This is a genomic window from Thalassotalea sp. PP2-459 (assembly GCF_001913705.1).
Lineage (GTDB): Bacteria > Pseudomonadota > Gammaproteobacteria > Enterobacterales > Alteromonadaceae > Thalassotalea_C > Thalassotalea_C hakodatensis.
In genome coordinates this window covers 77,544-93,502 of the sequence record NZ_MKQD01000045.1, presented here as the reverse complement: position 1 = coordinate 93,502, position 15,959 = coordinate 77,544, and the positions used below count along the sequence as shown (strand labels likewise).

The following is a 15,959-nucleotide window of genomic DNA, read 5'->3' as shown; positions in this document are numbered from 1 at the left end:
AACGTGAGAAATAAAAAATGCCAGCATTGCTGGCATTTTTTTGACTGTTTTTTTTATTTATCTGTTCGGTTGGTCACTTCTATTAAGTGATAACCAAATTGGGTTTTTATGGGTCCTTGAACCGTATGTAACTCGGCAGTAAATACCACATCGTCAAACTCTTTCACCATTTGCCCTCGGCTAAATGAACCTAGCGCTCCACCCTGTAGCTTAGAAGGACAGTTGGAATGTTGCTCTGCGAGTAAGCCAAAATCAGCACCTGAGGCTAATTCAGTTTTTAACTGCAGACAATGTTGCTCATCGTTAACCAAGATATGGCGTGCTGAAGCTGTGATCATGTTATTCCCTTAATATTTGAAACATACTAGCAATAACACTACCGTATTTTTATGTTGAGTAAAATAACTTTTATTTAAGACAATGTATTAATCTAATAGTGTTATAAAGCATGTTAAGGTTTTGAATAAAAAGATTTTTATTTTAACTTTTTGATAGTAGTTATGAGAAGTTATAAAAAAAATTGTAGATATTTAAACTATTTGATCTCTGATCACGACTTACTAAATAACAAAAGAAAAAATTCAAATATTAATAGGAATTTGCGTGTTCGAACGAAGCGATGAAACGCTAGTAAAGCAAGCGCTAAAGGGGAAGAAAGCTGCCTGGATAACCTTGGTAAAGCGCTATGAAAAAGCCTTGTTTAACTATGCCCTACGCATGGTTAACAATCGTGAGGATGCGCTTGATTTGATGCAGGATGTCTTTGTTGCGGTGTTCCGGAACTTATCTTCTTTTAGAGGAGAGAGTCCCTTTAAAGGGTGGATATTTAAAATTGCACATTATCGTTGTATGGAGTTTTATCGCCGTAAAAAACCAACGCAATCTTTAGATGATGCGCCTGAACAAGAAGATATTGACGAACAAGCTTGCCCTGAAAAACAGATGACATTGAATCAACAACAGTTAGATATAAAGCAGGCATTGGAAAAACTACCTGTTAATCAAAAAATAGTGATTGAATTAAAGTTTTTTCAACATGCAACTTTTGATGATATAGCCTATCAATTGGGGATTTCAATCAATACAGCAAAATCTAGACTTTATAGTGGTTTAGATAAATTGAAAGATTATGTGGAGTTAGATTATGTCTAAAAATACTGACATCGAACCTGATGAGGCGCCATTAGATACTCAATTTAGCGAATGGTTAATGGATAAAAGCTCAGGCACAGCAAGGCGTAATAGAAGCGATTTAAAACAAGATGATGTATGGGAAAAGCGTGTACAGGTCGCTGAGAAAATCGAACATTATGCCGATATAACCTCAGATGAACCTGTACCAAACTGGGATCGTTCAACAAGCTTTGAAACAGACAGAAAGCCTTGGTGGCAATGGCAAGGGTTACCAGCAATGTCATTTGTATTCTCATTATTTGCAGTATCGTTGGTTTTTTTGAATGCAGAAGTGGTCGTGAAAGATCAGGGCATTACAGTTAGTTTTGCAGGTAGTAACCAAGCAGCAATGACAAAAAATGTTGAAGCATTACTCGAACAAAAATTACAAAACTTTGCAAATGAACAGCAAGTGGTATTAGCGAATTATGCGGCTGATATTAACGGTAAACAGCAAGAAAGTAATATTCAACTTGCAAGTTATATCATGGGGGTTTCACGTAAAGAGCGTAAAGAGGACATGAATGATTTTATCAAATATATCAATGATCAACGACAAGATGATCAACTACACCAACAATTAACATTTAAACGATTTGCTGAAACGATGCTTTATCAGGGCGCGAGTGCTCCATCTGCAAAAGATAATGTAACTACAGCTAACTGGATCACAGAGGAGTAATTCATGAAAAAGTTTGCAACTACGGCTTTATGTGCCGCACTACCAGCTTTTATGTCAATGACTGTATTGGCGTCATCTACAGATGAGTTTGTTGCTATGCATAAGCAATTGGCGATAATGAGCAAGATTATTAAATCAGCCTCAACACAAGAACACAACGGAAAAACAATCGCAATTAACGGGGTTGACACTACCTATCTTAAAGGACAAGGCGTTTTGTTTTCCATTAGCTCAAGCACATTTCGAAGCCATTGGGGGAATGTAGGATTTAGTTTCAATTTGCCTGACGGCGTACCAATGCCTCCTCGAGCACCAATACCACCTTTACCAGCAGTAGAAGATATTGAATTTAATGGACTTATTGATGTTGAGATAGAACAAAAAGTTGCAGAAGCGATGGAAAGCGCCGCCAGTGACTATGAGCAAGCTATGGAAGCAATGCATGAAAATCACGAAAGTTACCGCGATTTAAGGGAAAGACGTCGTGATACTACATATGAGCTTCGAGAGATAGAGCGAGAGTTAAGAGATCATGAGTTCCAATTACGCAGAGCAGATAAGGAATCAAAAGCTGAATTGCAATCAGCCGTAAAATCATTACAGGCTCAAAAAGACAAACTAAAAAGTTTAATGAAGTCATTAGAAAAGCAAGACAAGGAAGTAAGAAAAGCACAGCTTGTTAAACAAGCAGAACGTGAAAAAGAGCGTATTGCCTACTATCAGTCTTTGTCTTATTCACTGGCAGAAACGTTTTGTTTATATGGTAACGGCTTAAAAGCAGTACCAAACAATGAAAATGTCAATTTGCTGATTAAATCGGGCGGTGAAAAACAGGGGAATCGCTATAAAGACAGGGTAATTGTGTTTAGTAAAAAAGACATTAGTGCCTGCGCTGGCGACGATATTAACACCAAGCAATTATTGGCGAAGTCTAAACGCTATCAATTTTAAAGCTCGTTAAAGAAAGGGTCCATTGATAGTGACAATGGACCCTTTCTTATTGCTCTAATGCATCAAATACCAATGAAATAATTTTATATAGGTTTTTTTGTTCAAATTGAATAGTCGACTCGGTATCTACCCGATGTACTAAAACAAAATCTGAACCAGGGTAAACCGCTAACATATGAACGCCAACACCTGTATGGTAAAACGCTTTGTTTGGTCTTTTATCATTTGCGTTAATCACATACCAAAGCAGGCCGTAGCCAAAGTCCATAAAAGGGTTTGTCACTGAATAAGATGTTGTGCTTTTCGTAATCCACTCTTTAGAAATAATTTGTTCATTATTCCAAATACCGTTTCTTTCATACAATTGCCCAAAAAGTGCCATATCATATGCTGACATTCGAAAATGATATGCAGGAAATTTTGATTTTTCGTGTTCATATTGATAAAAGCCATCGACAGTTAACTCGGCAATATTCGTATTTTCATTAATAGTGATATATTGCCCCCTATAGTCATGCATATTTAAGGGTTTAGCAATTTCTCGATAAAAGGCAGAATAGATATTATCGCCAGTTAATTTTTCAAAAATAGCACCCGCAACATTAAAATCCCAATTATTGTAAATAAATTTTTCTCCAGGTGAAAAAGCACCTCGTTTAGGCATATTCGTTAGCATAGAGTTTGATGTTGCGGCGGAAGGAAGGTAAATGCCTGAGCGACTTTTTAAAAGTTGTTGGATTGTTGCGCTTTTTTCTAAGTTTGTAAGTGGAATAATATCGTCTATTTCAAGCGAATCGAGTGTAGTATCAAGTTTGATTATGCCACGATCGACATAAATGCCGAATAAAGCATTCAACATGGGTTTCCTGATAGAGTGAATGGTATGTTTTTTGTGAATATCGCCAAATTCAAATACCACTTTACCTTCGCTCATTAATACTAAGGAGGAAGTATTTGATGTTTTGAGAAACTCGTTCAATTTTTGCAGCTTTTGCGGAGTAAACGTTGCTAAATTTTGTGTTGGTACAGGAGTCGCTTTTTTAATATCAAGTGAGTTATTCAAGGGTTGTAATGCATAAGTGTATGCATGACTAAATGTCGAGATTAATGCTAAACAGGTTAGGGTGATATATAAATTCATAAATATCCTTTATTATTATGTATTAAACATAATAAATTTAATAAGTTAGCACAAGACTTTATCGTGTTTTGGTTGTTTAACTAAATCAACTTTAATAACAAGGTAATGTGATAATGGATGAGTTGTTTTTGCTGTGTGGGTTAGTGTCTAACCTGAGCTCAGGTTATCTAGTGGCCATAAGCTTTTTTAATAGCATAATTGTGTGCTTTGTAAGCCGCCCTATCAGTTTTGGGAGATTATATGTTAAAACAAAGGGGTTGAATTCAATGTTCTTTATTTTCAACATGATGAGAAATAAAATGTACTATAGAAAAGTTAGGAATGTAAAGGATTTTACCGTGACTTTATCATTAACCTTCAATAGGTAAGGCTTCTTTATTTTTGCGCTTATCAGCAAATTGATATTTAGGTGTATCGTCGAAATAAGAAAGGAATACATGTAACTTATCGTTAATAATGGTTGTTAACTCATAAAGCTCATTTTTCTTTTTGGCACAACGTGCAAGTTGGGAGTGTTTGGTATTATTAGTGAGTAATGTTGAGTAATGTTGGGTAGATGTAAACAGTGAAGAATAATTAGTCCCTTGTGACATTACTTGCGGTGCAAAAAATATATAATTTGCTTGAGTTTTTGTTAAATTTTCAGAATCGATATTTGTTCTTGGTCCAGCGCTTATACTTCCTGTTCCTAATAAAAGTATGCAGATGGTACTTTTGATTAGTGTTTGTTTAGCCAATGATTTCATTGTCTCACCCTCTCACCAAATTTATCGCGCAATTAACACTTTGCTAACTTTTGCATTTACTCGTTATTACATTTTTACTTTAATTGTAATAACGAGTAAATGCGAATGCTTTGGGATAAGCGGTCGAAATTTTGAGATTAATCGTTGTTCCCATTGAATTATTTGTTCATTACGCGATTAAGCTGACTGCTTTGTCGGACTTATTAAAACGCTTAACTTTTAACCGGTAAGCATGTAATAATGGTTCAGTATAACCATTTGGTTGTTCTTCAGCTTCAAAGACAAGGGCTTTAGCGGCATTGAATGCCACATTTGATGAAAGATCTTGGCACATGGGCTGATAAGCAGGATCATTACTGTTTTGTTGATCTACTATTTTTGCCATTTTTTTGAAACTATTTTCTACATCTTCAGCATGGCAGATCCCATGCTTTAACCAGTTAGCCACATGTTGGCTTGAAATACGAAGGGTCGCCCGATCTTCCATTAACCCAACATTATTAATATCTGGTACTTTTGAACATCCTATACCTTGATCCACCCATCTAACTACATAGCCAAGAATACCTTGAATATTATTATCCAGTTCATCAGCAATATCTTGCTTACTCCAATTGGTATTTTCAGCCAAAGGAACCGCGAGCATGTCGTCTAAATTCGCAGGTACACGCTTTGCAAGTTGCTCTCTTAGTTGGAATACATCAACTTGGTGGTAATGCAAGGCGTGTAACGTGGCTGCTGTAGGGGACGGTACCCAAGCGGTGTTCGCACCAGCGTTAACATGAGCTATTTTGCTGTTCAACATATCAGCCATATTATCAGGGATCGGCCACATGCCTTTTCCTATTTGTGCTTTTTTAGATAAGCCACACTGTAAGCCAATATCAACATTGCTATTTTCGTATGCACTAATCCAAGGAGTATCTTTAATGGCATTTTTCCTTTCGATTGCACCGCACGCCATAGAGGTATGTATTTCATCACCGGTGCGATCTAAAAAGCCTGTATTAATAAATACTACGCGCTCTTTCGCCGCAAAAATGCATGCTTTTAAATTAACACTCGTACGTCGTTCTTCATCCATAATTCCCATTTTAATGGTATTTTTAGCAAGACCTAATGCACGTTCAACACGATCAAATAAGGTAACTGAAAAGGCAACTTCTTCTGGCCCGTGCATTTTGGGTTTAACAATATAGATAGATTTTTTAGCACTGTTGGTTAATTGGTTATTACTTAGAATATCGTAAAGGGCAATTGTAGCCGTGATCATTGCATCAAGAATTCCCTCATAAACAGGCTTCCCTTGTTCCGTGATAATGGCGTCGTTCGTCATTAAGTGGCCAACGTTGCGAATAAACATTAAACTGCGTCCACTTAAAGTGAAACTGTTTCCTTCTGGTGTTTTATAACGTTTATCGCTGGCCATTTTGCGAACAAAATGCTGGTTGTTTTTGGTAACATTCGTTGATAGTTTTCCTTGATTAAGTCCTAGCCAGTTGCGATACGCTGATACTTTATCTTCAGCATCGACGGTTGCTACCGAGTCTTCACAGTCCATAATTGTTGTTAAAGCTGACTCTAAAGTAATGTCGCTAATTCCAGCTAAATCTCTTGAGGCAATTTCACTGTTAGCGTTAAAATTAATTTCAAAGCGTAAACCGTTGTGTTCAAATAACAAGCAACTAGGCTCAGTCAGTTCACCTTGAAATCCTAACAATTGAGACGGGTTATTTAATCGAACGGTTTTTTGATCAGCAAGGGTAATAATTAATTCACCATCAACATATTGATAACTGACTGCCTGTTGGTGAGAGCCAGAGGTTAATGGCAATGCATTATCTAGAAAATCTCTACCATAACGGATCACTTGTTGCCCTCTTACGGGGTTATATTCCTGAGTTCTTCTAAAACCTTCTTGATCAGCGATAGCATCAGTGCCATATAACGCGTCATACAAGCTTCCCCAGCGTGCATTTACCGCATTGAGTGCGAATCGTGCGTTGGTAATAGGTACGACGAGTTGTGGTCCTGCCATCCGTGCTAATTCATCATCTACATTTTCAGTCGTAATTTGAAAATTTTCTACTTTAGGCACTATGTAACCGATGCTTTCAAGGAAGCTTTTATAACTTTTGATATCATTTACATCATTGTTTGGTTGTTCGTGCCAAGTCGTAATGGCTTGTTGTAATTCGTTTCTAGTTTGCAGTAACGCAGCATTGATAGGTGTTAAATCTTCAATAATAGCAGCAAAATGTTGCCAAAAATCAGCTGATTTTATCGGCAAATCAACTAGTACTTCGTGCTCTACAAATTCGTAAAGACATGTTGATACTTGTAATCCTGCTATATGCGTGCGTTCAGACATGATGATTCCTCGTCATTATTCGTTGTGATCAAAGTAACAACATCAAAAAGAAAGTTTTCAGGGGTGTTGTCAATCCAGTGTCAGCATGAATGTATCAGTTAACAAGGGTTATTCAATAGCATAAAAGTCTATGCGAAGTTTTTAGTAAAAATATACAATAAGATTTAAGGTTTGTGTTTCTGTTTAATTTGTTGATTTTAAATAAAAATTTATTTTATGCACTATTTGCTCAGTATCAAAAAGCACAAGTATTGTCTTTTGTGATAACAGATATTCATGATGTGAATGTATGTTTTTAAATCGCAATATTTGATGAATGTATGATGTAAAATATTATGTTATTAGCAATACGTTAGTTGAGCATTATCATTAATTGATGGATGATCGCGGGTGAAATAATGGCTGTGATAGTAGCCGATATAATCAGGGCTAAAGAACCATAGGCAGCATGTTGAAATGATAGTTGACTAATGGTGGCAGTGCCTAAAACATGACTCGCAGCTCCTACAGCAATACCTTGTGCTTTATGAGATTTTACACCAATTAATTGTAACCAAGGCACACCCATTATTGCTCCAAATAAACCTGCAAGTATTATCGCAAATGCAGTAATTGCCTGATTGCCATTTAATTGTTCAGTAATGGCTAGCGCAATCGGGGTAGTTATTGATTTTAAAGCTATGGAGACAGAAATGCCGTACTCTTTGGTGATAAGATAAGTGGATGAAAAGCTAATAATAACAACGAGTGAAGCGGAAATAGTGAGTAATAGAGTGATACTTTTCCATTGGCTTCTCATGCTGTGCAACTGCTGATAAAGTGGATAACCAAGAGCGACTACTGCAGGCTGCAATAACCACGTTATTACTTGACTATTAGTTTGATAGGTTTGATAGTCAATCTGTAGCCACATCAGCAGTGTAATAATCGTAATTACTGAAAACAACATAGGATTTAACCACACCTGATTTAACCGATGTTGCAGTTTCACAAAGCCTTGATAAATCAAGATGGTTACCAGACAAAAAAACAATATAGAACTAAAAAATACCATGTTAACGTGCTTTTTTATTTTCTTGTTGTTGTACTGTCCATCCGACAAAGGTAAGCAGTAACCAGGTGCTAACAAAGGTAATGATAACCAAAGTAATACCATGTGACTTTACTATGTCATAGTGTTCAATAATGCCTACACCAGCAGGTACAAAACAGACGCCCATGTTTTTTAAAGTCCAACTGATACTATTTGCTACCGTTTTATCATCTATTAGCCTGTAATGTAACGATATGGTAAATAGTATCATTCCGTAAAGACTAGGGGGTAAGCCACCAATGGCAAAATGAATTCCGTAACCTGTAAATAAACAGGCTAAGATGGCAATAAGTGAATATAATGGCGCAGGCATAATGGTTAACGATCATTACCGTGTTCATTTGCTGCTTCAATCACTAGCTGCCTGAACCATATATGACTTGCATCATGATGCAGTAAAGGGCTCCATATCATTTTTAGCTCAATATCTGGAATGTCAAAAGGGGGTTTTAAAATGGTGTAATTCGCATCATCTTTATGAAGCATGGCTGCCTTAGTAGGTAATGTTGCAACTAAGCCATCTTCAAAAGCGAGTTGCATTGCCACATGATAACTACGCGTAAAAACCTTTATATCTCGCTTTTTACCTAAACGCGCTAATGCCTCGTCAACCCACCCTAGTTTTTGCACATCTTTTGGATCCATACCAACACCTACACCAAAACCGGTTTTAGATACCCAAACATGCTTTGAAGCTAAGTAGCTGTTTAAGTTGAATTTAGTAACAACTTCATTATCTGCACTTAATAAACATGAAAATTCGTCGCGCCAAATAGTTTTTTGATGAAATGATTGTGGTAGTTCATCAAACCGGTTGATTGCCATATCAATTTTGCCCGCTTCAACATCATGAAAGTTAACGTCGCTAGGGGTCATAATATCGATTGTCACATTAGGTGCTATGCGATTTACTTTTCGAAGTAAAACTGGCAAGAGGGTAGAAGCGGCGTAATCGCTTGCCATTAATCGAAACACGCGTTGACTGGTTTTCTCGTTAAACTCTTCCTCACCTTGTAATGCTTCTTCTAATTCAAGTAGAATCTTTCTGATCATCGGTGAAAGTGCTCTAGCACGTTCAGTTGGTACCATTCCATCAGATGTTCTTACTAAGATTGGATCATTAAACAATGTGCGTAAACGCTTCAAACCATTGCTCATAGCAGGCTGAGTAATGTTTAGTTGACCTGCGGCCCTAGTCACATTTTTCTCTCGAAGCAAAACGTCTAGATAGATAAGTAAGTTAAGATCAATTTTTGAAATATTCATCTGATTAATAGCTTATATCATTTAAATAAATAAGCTTTATGTCATTAATAGAATGGCAAATCAACTAGATTTTAGTCTAACTTTCTTCTTTTTTAGGTTTTATTGTATTTGAATATGAAAAGTCTACATAAGCTAACCATTTGTTATTTAATGTAAAAATGTCTAAATATTTTTTGATATTTTTTATGTGAATAGTGATGATAAAAATTATATATTATATCTATGATTGGTGGTTGGTTTACTCTTTTTGTTGTTCAGTATGACAAGTTACAGCATGAGTTACATATTGTGATTGTCTTATTTTAAATCGCTAGGAGAGAGTAATGACCACATATCGTCAACAAGTTGAAAACGCTAAGTCATCAATTAAACAGCAGCATAATTGGCAATCAATTGATGCTGAGTCAGTAGCGCGTATGCGTTTGCAGAATCGATTCAAAACTGGGCTCGATATTGCTAAGTACACAGCAGCAATTATGCGTAAAGATATGGATGCCTACGATAAAGATGCTAGTTTATATACACAATCGTTAGGTTGCTGGCATGGCTTTATTGGTCAACAAAAAATGATTTCAATTAAAAAGCACTTTCAATCGACGGAGCGTCGTTATTTATACCTTTCTGGTTGGATGATTGCAGCACTTCGTTCAGAGTTTGGTCCGTTACCCGATCAATCAATGCATGAAAAAACGTCGGTTCCTATGCTTATTGAAGAACTTTATACGTTTCTTCGTCAAGCAGATGCAAGAGAATTAGGTGGTTTATTTAGAGAACTAGATGCAGCTAAAGAAAGTGGTGATGATGTTAAATTGAATACTGTACAACAACAAATTGAGCAACATCAAACGCATGTCGTACCGATTATTGCTGATATAGATGCCGGCTTTGGTAATGCTGAAGCAACATATTTATTGGCAAAGCAAATGATTGAAGCGGGAGCATGTTGTATTCAAATTGAAAACCAAGTATCTGATGAAAAACAATGTGGACATCAAGATGGAAAAGTAACTGTGCCACATGCAGATTTTTTAGCAAAAATAAATGCAGTTAGATACGCTTTTATGGAGCTAGGCGTTGATGATGGTGTTATTGTTGCTCGTACCGATTCATTAGGTGCTGGTTTAACAAAACAAATTGCCGTAACAGAAAAACCAGGTGATTTAGGTGACCAATACAACAGCTTTTTAGATTGTGAACAAATTGGCGAAGAAGATATTTCTAACGGTGATGTGTTATTAAAACAAGAGGGTAAGCTGATGCGCCCGAAACGTCTTGCGAGTAACTTATTCCAATTTAAACCAGGTACTGGCGAGCAACGATGTATTTTAGATTGCATCACCTCATTACAAAATGGTGCTGATTTAATTTGGATTGAAACAGAAAAGCCGCACATTGGTCAGATTGGAAGTATGGTAGACGAAATTCGTAAAGCGGTGCCTAATGCAAAACTTGTTTATAACAATTCACCTTCATTTAACTGGACATTAAACTTTCGCCAACAAGTGTTTGACGCAATGAAAGAAGCTGGTAAAGATGTGTCGAGTTATGATCGTGATCGTTTAATGAGTGTTGATTATGACAACACAGAGTTAGCCATCACTGCAGATGAAAAAATTAGAACATTCCAACAAGATGCTGCGCGTGAAGCTGGAATATTTCACCATTTAATTACGTTACCAACATATCATACCGCTGCTTTATCAACCGATAACCTAGCGAAAGAATACTTTGGTGAGCAGGGAATGCTTGGTTATGTGTTGAATGTTCAGCGTCAAGAAATTCGTCAAGACATTGCCTGTGTTAAACATCAAAATATGGCAGGCTCAGATATGGGTGATGATCATAAAGAATATTTTGCTGGGGATGCTGCGCTAAAAGCTGGCGGTAAAGACAATACCATGAATCAGTTTGCTAATATTGCATAAGCACATTTTTAATCATATAGAGTTTTTATTCATGTGACGTTAAAAATCCCGTTTAAAACGGGATTTTTTGTGCTTAAAAAAGTTATTCTTTGAATGTGATACTCATTTTATTGACTGCTGCAATATCAGTGATGGAAGTAGAATTACGCAAGTGTTTATCTAGCCTGTTAGCTCTTTTATAAGCGCCATGTTTGCGAGCGAATTCTGTCACATCACTGCCATTACATACTAAACCGTTCGCGATTGTTTTGTCAGCCAGGTGATAGTATTTCAAGGTACGGTTAAAATTCAGTAAATTACCTTTCATTGTTGATTTGCAAAGCGCAATTAATGACTTTTCTAAATAACTATCCATTGATGCAGCTTGCACCTGACTAAGTAGCAGCGTAAAAAGTCCTACAGAAGTAATGCTAAGTGTGATTAATTATGTTTTCATCATTTTTTCCATTATGCACAAGGTTTAAAACAAAGGAGTATTCCTTAATAATGGCAAAAATGAATACAGAATGTATACATTAAATAATTTAGCACTGTAAAAGTTTATGCAATAAAGTTCAGCGTGGTTTTATAAGTAGAGTTTTGTTTTTTATGGTTTTTAATTTATATTTGACCGTTTTTATTCTAGCTTGACTCATAGACTTTTACATCCTCTTTCAACGGTGAAATTTTTTTATTATTTTCTGCACTTTATTGCACTTTATTGCACGTTTAATTGCGATATATTTTTCAATTTTTATATTTCTGATTGCATTTTTTTATAAATAACGTATCTTTACTGTGTAAATGTACAGTTTTGTTATTTCACTAATATTTAGTGAATGTATTGTTAAATTTTACCTGTTAAATAAGGGAAACTAATGGCCGTTGAAAGTCGATTTGTTGTCATAAGACAAGGTGTGGAGGTTGAAACATTCATGGATAAAAAAGCCGCTGATGAATACGACAAAATGTTAGACATGGCGGATAATCTTGCCGAAATGTTGAACCAAGTACCTGTTAAGTTAACCGATGCCGATAAAGAAGAGTTAAGCGTTTATTTGGCAAAACATCGTGAAGATGTGTTAATTGCATTGCAAGCGAAAAAACCAAAGGCTGCACAAAAAGTGGCGACCAAAAAAGAAAAGAGCTCTGAGCCTAAAGTAACTGCTGATAAAAAAGCACAAAGTACCGATGAAGCCGCATAAATACAATATCTTTATTTGGCTGTATTTTGAGCAATACTAATACGATGACAAGTTCAGCGGGATTGAACTTTCAACTGTTACGTTGTCATCGGCGTAAACGTATTGCTTTACAGGTTAAGAACAAAGACATTATTGTTAAAGCTCCTTATGATGTTCCCTTGCAGTATATCGAAAACCTTGTGGTGCTCAAAAAACAATGGATTGAAAATATTCAAAGTAAGCAACAGCTGGCAATAAGATATCAAAATCAACTTTCACGTCATGGCCAAGTGTGGTTTTTCGGAAAGTTAACGCCACTTATTATTAAAGAGGGCAAAAGATCACTTGTTGCTGTCGAAAATAATCAAATTGTTGTCACCTTATCTACCCGAAAAACATTGTCAGATACCACTGAGAGTTTACGAATTAAAAAGTTATTAGAAGGTTGGTTTAAAGAACAGGCTGAGCTGATTTTAACCGATAAAGTGACATGTGTTAGTCGGCAAACAAACTTATTACCAAAAAATCTCCATATTAGGCAATATAAATCTCGCTGGGGATGTTGTGATAATCGAGGCCATATCAAACTTAATTATTTATTGATGATGTTACCTGAGTCAGTGATTGATTACGTGATCATTCATGAGCTATGTCATTTGAAATTCTTAAACCATAGTGTTGATTTTTGGAATTTAGTTGAATCCTTTTTGCCGGATTACAGAGCAGAAAAGCGATGGCTTAAAGAACATCAGCATTATTTAACATGGACGACATACTAAATAGCTTACATTTACTCTATCTAATTTATAGAAAATTTATCTCCAAAACATGCTGCTTTCACTGCTTTTGCGAATTACAGTCACCTCATTATTTTCGTTTAAAAAAGTCAACTTACTGATTGGCATAAATATTGTTTAATTAATGTTGATAATTTATACATATTTGACGTGACATTTTTTTGACAACTTAAAGGAGGTTGATGATGAAAGCATTTAATGAACTTTGGAAAACAGCGATAATTTATTTAGTGTCAGCGAGTATTTCATTATGGGTGATCATGTTAATCACGGGCTAGTAAACGCTGATAAAATAAATATAAAGTATGAGTCTAGTAAAATAAATAATTATTAGAAATTGGCGCTCTGGGGTAAACCTTTACTAGCGTATTTTTTAACTGAATTGCAAAATTAATACGGCAGGGCACAATACCTTTGATATGTAGGAAATCTACTCATTTACTGTTATTGATAATACACAATTAAAAATAAAAGCTCACATGATCATGGCATAAAATACTAAGTATTTTTAACTGGTTAGCTCATATATGCCGTTAAATACAACAATTAATACTATATTTGTGCAAAAAAAAATTAAAATTTAACCGTTTATTCATTAACAGCACGTTAAAATTAAGGTAAATTAAAGGTACAAAAATAATAATTTTATAAGGTTTCTCTTTTCATGAGCCTGTCTGTACTTATTTGTGACGACTCTAACCTAGCGCGAAAGCAAGTGTTACGAAGCTTACCTGAAACACTTGCTGCGAATGCTCAAATTGCTACTAATGGTGTTGAAGCGTTAAAAATTCTACGCTCAAATAATATTGACGTTTTGTTTCTTGACCTGACAATGCCTGAAATTGACGGCGTAGGCGTATTGCAGGGTATTCAAAAAATGGGAGTCACACCAATCGTTTTTGTGATTTCCGCTGATATTCAGCCTGAAATGCAAAGCAAAGTGTTAGAGTTAGGTGCGAAAGCCTTTATCCGCAAACCGGTAAAATCTGAAGTGTTATTACAGCACCTCCAGGAAAATGGTTTAGTATGACCCATTTCGATTTAACTGAAGATCAACAAGATTGTCTACAAGAAATTATAAATGTTGCAATGGGGCAAGCAAGTGATCAACTTGCGCGTTATTTGGATACTTTTGTATACCTGAAAGTGCCTAGTATAGAACAAGTCAGTTCTAAACATATCTCTGATGCGCTTAACGTTGAAGATCAAGCCGCAGCGGTAGTTAGCCAAGGATTTTTTGGTTATGAAGGTATACGCGGTGAGGCTTTACTGGTTTATCAACCAAAAGATTCTGATCGTTTAGCAGATCTGCTTGGTTATGATCCTGACGAATTAACGCTTGAAGAGCAAATTATTGATCTAAGTTCAATACTCACAACAACGTTTCTTAATGTTTTTGCGAGTCAGATTAATAATCAAATGTCATACAGTGCTCCGCGTTTCTTACCGTCAAGTAAATCAGCGTTTTCTGAACATATCGAGCAACAATCTTTTAATTGGGATCTTGCACTTAAAGTTAAAATATCGTATCAAGTAACCGATTATTCTTTCAATTGTGACATGATTTTACTGATCCCTGAATCGGCGATCATTAATATTGCACAAGTGATAGACCGTATTTTGGAAGAGTACTAATGCGTATTCCTGACATAGGAAGAACAATCGCTGAGCAAATTAATACTGGGGTCATTGTTGTTGATCTTGAATGTAATATTGTTGAGTTTAATCGCTTTATGCAAGTACATGCGAATAAATCACTTGAGCAAGTGATTGGTTGTAGTATTTTTGATGTTTTTCCTGAATTGCCAACGCGCTGGTTTAATCGAAAACTTAGTAGTGTTAGCTCATTAAATTCACCGGGATTTTGCTCTTGGGAGCAACGGCATCATTTATTTGAATTACCTCATCATCGTCCCATTACAACAGATAGCCACTTTATGGCACAAAACTGTACCTTTATTCCTATCGAAGACAATAATAGCGTTGAGTATGTTTGTATTCTTATTGAAGATGCTACTGATGTCGCGCATTATCAAGGAAAATTAAACAAAGCACTGGAAGAATTAGCAAAAGCTAATCGTATTGATGGCTTGACGCAAATATTTAATCGCAAGCATTGGGAAGAGTGCCTTGAGAAAGAATTTTCACGTGCTCGCAGGTATGATCATGATTTAGCGTTAATCATGTTTGATTTAGATCATTTTAAACGTTTGAATGACAATTTTGGTCATCAATGCGGTGATAAAGTTTTAATAGAAACGGCACAGCGTGTGAAAGCATTATTGCGCTCATGTGATCTTTTTGGGCGTTATGGCGGTGAAGAATTTGCGGTTATTTTACCCGAAACTGAAGTAAGTGGAGCGTTAGATGTTGCGGAGCGAATACGTGCTGAATTAGAAAAACAAGTGTTTGTTTTTCAAGATAAAGAGTTAACAGTAACCACAAGTGTTGGTGTTGCGAGTATTCAGCCAAGCGATACACGCTATGAAAATCTCATTGCAAATACTGATGCTGCATTATATAAAGCTAAAGCATTGGGCCGTAATCAAACATATCAATATAAAGTTAACCATTTAAGTAACGCTGTTTGACCTACCTAAAAATGTAATAAATATACATTTTTAGTTTTAGTTTATTCATAAATCGTCTAG

The 15,959-nt window shown here is 35.9% G+C and carries 17 protein-coding genes; 9 read left to right on the top strand and 8 right to left on the bottom strand.

Annotation, left to right across the window (positions count from 1 at the left end):
- Positions 1 to 53: 53 nt before the first annotated feature.
- Entirely contained in the window at positions 54 to 338 is a 285-nt protein-coding gene (locus BI291_RS11415) for a peptidylprolyl isomerase (protein WP_074498890.1), read from the bottom strand.
- Positions 339 to 603: 265 nt separating this feature from the next.
- Between BI291_RS11415 and BI291_RS11410 the strand changes: the two genes are divergently transcribed.
- The 3 genes from BI291_RS11410 to BI291_RS11400 are packed head-to-tail and all read left to right on the top strand — an operon-like array spanning position 604 to position 2,806.
- Complete coding sequence (locus BI291_RS11410) at positions 604 to 1,152, top strand: RNA polymerase sigma factor (protein WP_074498889.1); 549 nt, start codon at positions 604 to 606, stop codon at positions 1,150 to 1,152.
- Positions 1,145 to 1,855: a hypothetical protein gene (locus tag BI291_RS11405; RefSeq protein ID WP_074498888.1), complete on the top strand. Its 711-nt coding sequence runs from the start codon at positions 1,145 to 1,147 to the stop codon at positions 1,853 to 1,855. Before BI291_RS11410 ends, BI291_RS11405 begins: the two co-directional genes overlap by 8 nt.
- Positions 1,856 to 1,858: 3 nt before the next feature.
- The gene (locus BI291_RS11400; RefSeq protein WP_074498887.1) at positions 1,859 to 2,806 is read left to right on the top strand and encodes a hypothetical protein; all 948 of its coding nucleotides are present in this window, start codon (positions 1,859 to 1,861) and stop codon (positions 2,804 to 2,806) included.
- 46 nt (positions 2,807 to 2,852) lie between these two features.
- On the opposite strand, the gene BI291_RS11395 is transcribed toward BI291_RS11400, so the two are convergent.
- The 6 genes from BI291_RS11395 to BI291_RS11370 all read right to left on the bottom strand — a co-directional run bounded on the left by BI291_RS11395 (position 2,853) and on the right by BI291_RS11370 (position 9,423).
- Positions 2,853 to 3,947, bottom strand: coding sequence for a serine hydrolase (locus tag BI291_RS11395; protein ID WP_074498886.1), 1,095 nt, complete (start codon positions 3,945 to 3,947; stop codon positions 2,853 to 2,855).
- Positions 3,948 to 4,297: 350 nt separating this feature from the next.
- Entirely contained in the window at positions 4,298 to 4,693 is a 396-nt protein-coding gene (locus tag BI291_RS11390) for a hypothetical protein (protein ID WP_074498885.1), read from the bottom strand.
- Between the two features lie 169 nt (positions 4,694 to 4,862).
- Positions 4,863 to 7,064: a malate synthase G gene (locus BI291_RS11385; protein WP_074498884.1), complete on the bottom strand. Its 2,202-nt coding sequence runs from the start codon at positions 7,062 to 7,064 to the stop codon at positions 4,863 to 4,865.
- Positions 7,065 to 7,416: 352 nt separating this feature from the next.
- The gene (locus BI291_RS11380) at positions 7,417 to 8,118 is read right to left on the bottom strand and encodes an LrgB family protein (RefSeq protein WP_074498883.1); all 702 of its coding nucleotides are present in this window, start codon (positions 8,116 to 8,118) and stop codon (positions 7,417 to 7,419) included.
- Position 8,119: 1 nt separating this feature from the next.
- Positions 8,120 to 8,470 (bottom strand): CidA/LrgA family protein, encoded by a 351-nt coding sequence (locus BI291_RS11375; RefSeq protein ID WP_074498882.1) that lies wholly within the window; start codon positions 8,468 to 8,470, stop codon positions 8,120 to 8,122.
- Positions 8,471 to 8,475: 5 nt separating this feature from the next.
- Positions 8,476 to 9,423, bottom strand: coding sequence for a LysR family transcriptional regulator (locus BI291_RS11370; RefSeq protein WP_074498881.1), 948 nt, complete (start codon positions 9,421 to 9,423; stop codon positions 8,476 to 8,478).
- A gap of 323 nt (positions 9,424 to 9,746) precedes the next feature.
- On the opposite strand from BI291_RS11370, the gene BI291_RS11365 reads away from it, so the two are divergent.
- The gene (locus tag BI291_RS11365; protein ID WP_074498880.1) at positions 9,747 to 11,348 is read left to right on the top strand and encodes an isocitrate lyase; all 1,602 of its coding nucleotides are present in this window, start codon (positions 9,747 to 9,749) and stop codon (positions 11,346 to 11,348) included.
- A gap of 82 nt (positions 11,349 to 11,430) precedes the next feature.
- Here BI291_RS11365 and BI291_RS11360 read toward each other — a convergent pair whose 3' ends face one another.
- Positions 11,431 to 11,703 (bottom strand): DUF3718 domain-containing protein, encoded by a 273-nt coding sequence (locus tag BI291_RS11360; RefSeq protein ID WP_074498879.1) that lies wholly within the window; start codon positions 11,701 to 11,703, stop codon positions 11,431 to 11,433.
- A gap of 502 nt (positions 11,704 to 12,205) precedes the next feature.
- On the opposite strand from BI291_RS11360, the gene BI291_RS11355 reads away from it, so the two are divergent.
- The 5 genes from BI291_RS11355 (at position 12,206) to BI291_RS11335 (ending at position 15,899) form a co-directional block, all read left to right on the top strand.
- Complete coding sequence (locus BI291_RS11355) at positions 12,206 to 12,532, top strand: YebG family protein (RefSeq protein WP_074498878.1); 327 nt, start codon at positions 12,206 to 12,208, stop codon at positions 12,530 to 12,532.
- 44 nt (positions 12,533 to 12,576) lie between these two features.
- On the top strand, positions 12,577 to 13,290 hold the full coding sequence (locus tag BI291_RS11350; protein ID WP_074498877.1) for a M48 family metallopeptidase: 714 nt from the start codon (positions 12,577 to 12,579) through the stop codon (positions 13,288 to 13,290).
- Between the two features lie 682 nt (positions 13,291 to 13,972).
- Entirely contained in the window at positions 13,973 to 14,338 is a 366-nt protein-coding gene (locus tag BI291_RS11345) for a response regulator (RefSeq protein WP_074498876.1), read from the top strand.
- Entirely contained in the window at positions 14,335 to 14,943 is a 609-nt protein-coding gene (locus tag BI291_RS11340; protein ID WP_074498875.1) for a chemotaxis protein, read from the top strand. Before BI291_RS11345 ends, BI291_RS11340 begins: the two co-directional genes overlap by 4 nt.
- The gene (locus BI291_RS11335) at positions 14,943 to 15,899 is read left to right on the top strand and encodes a diguanylate cyclase (protein ID WP_074498874.1); all 957 of its coding nucleotides are present in this window, start codon (positions 14,943 to 14,945) and stop codon (positions 15,897 to 15,899) included. The genes BI291_RS11340 and BI291_RS11335 overlap by 1 nt, the downstream gene beginning before the upstream one ends.
- Positions 15,900 to 15,959 lie beyond the last annotated feature (60 nt).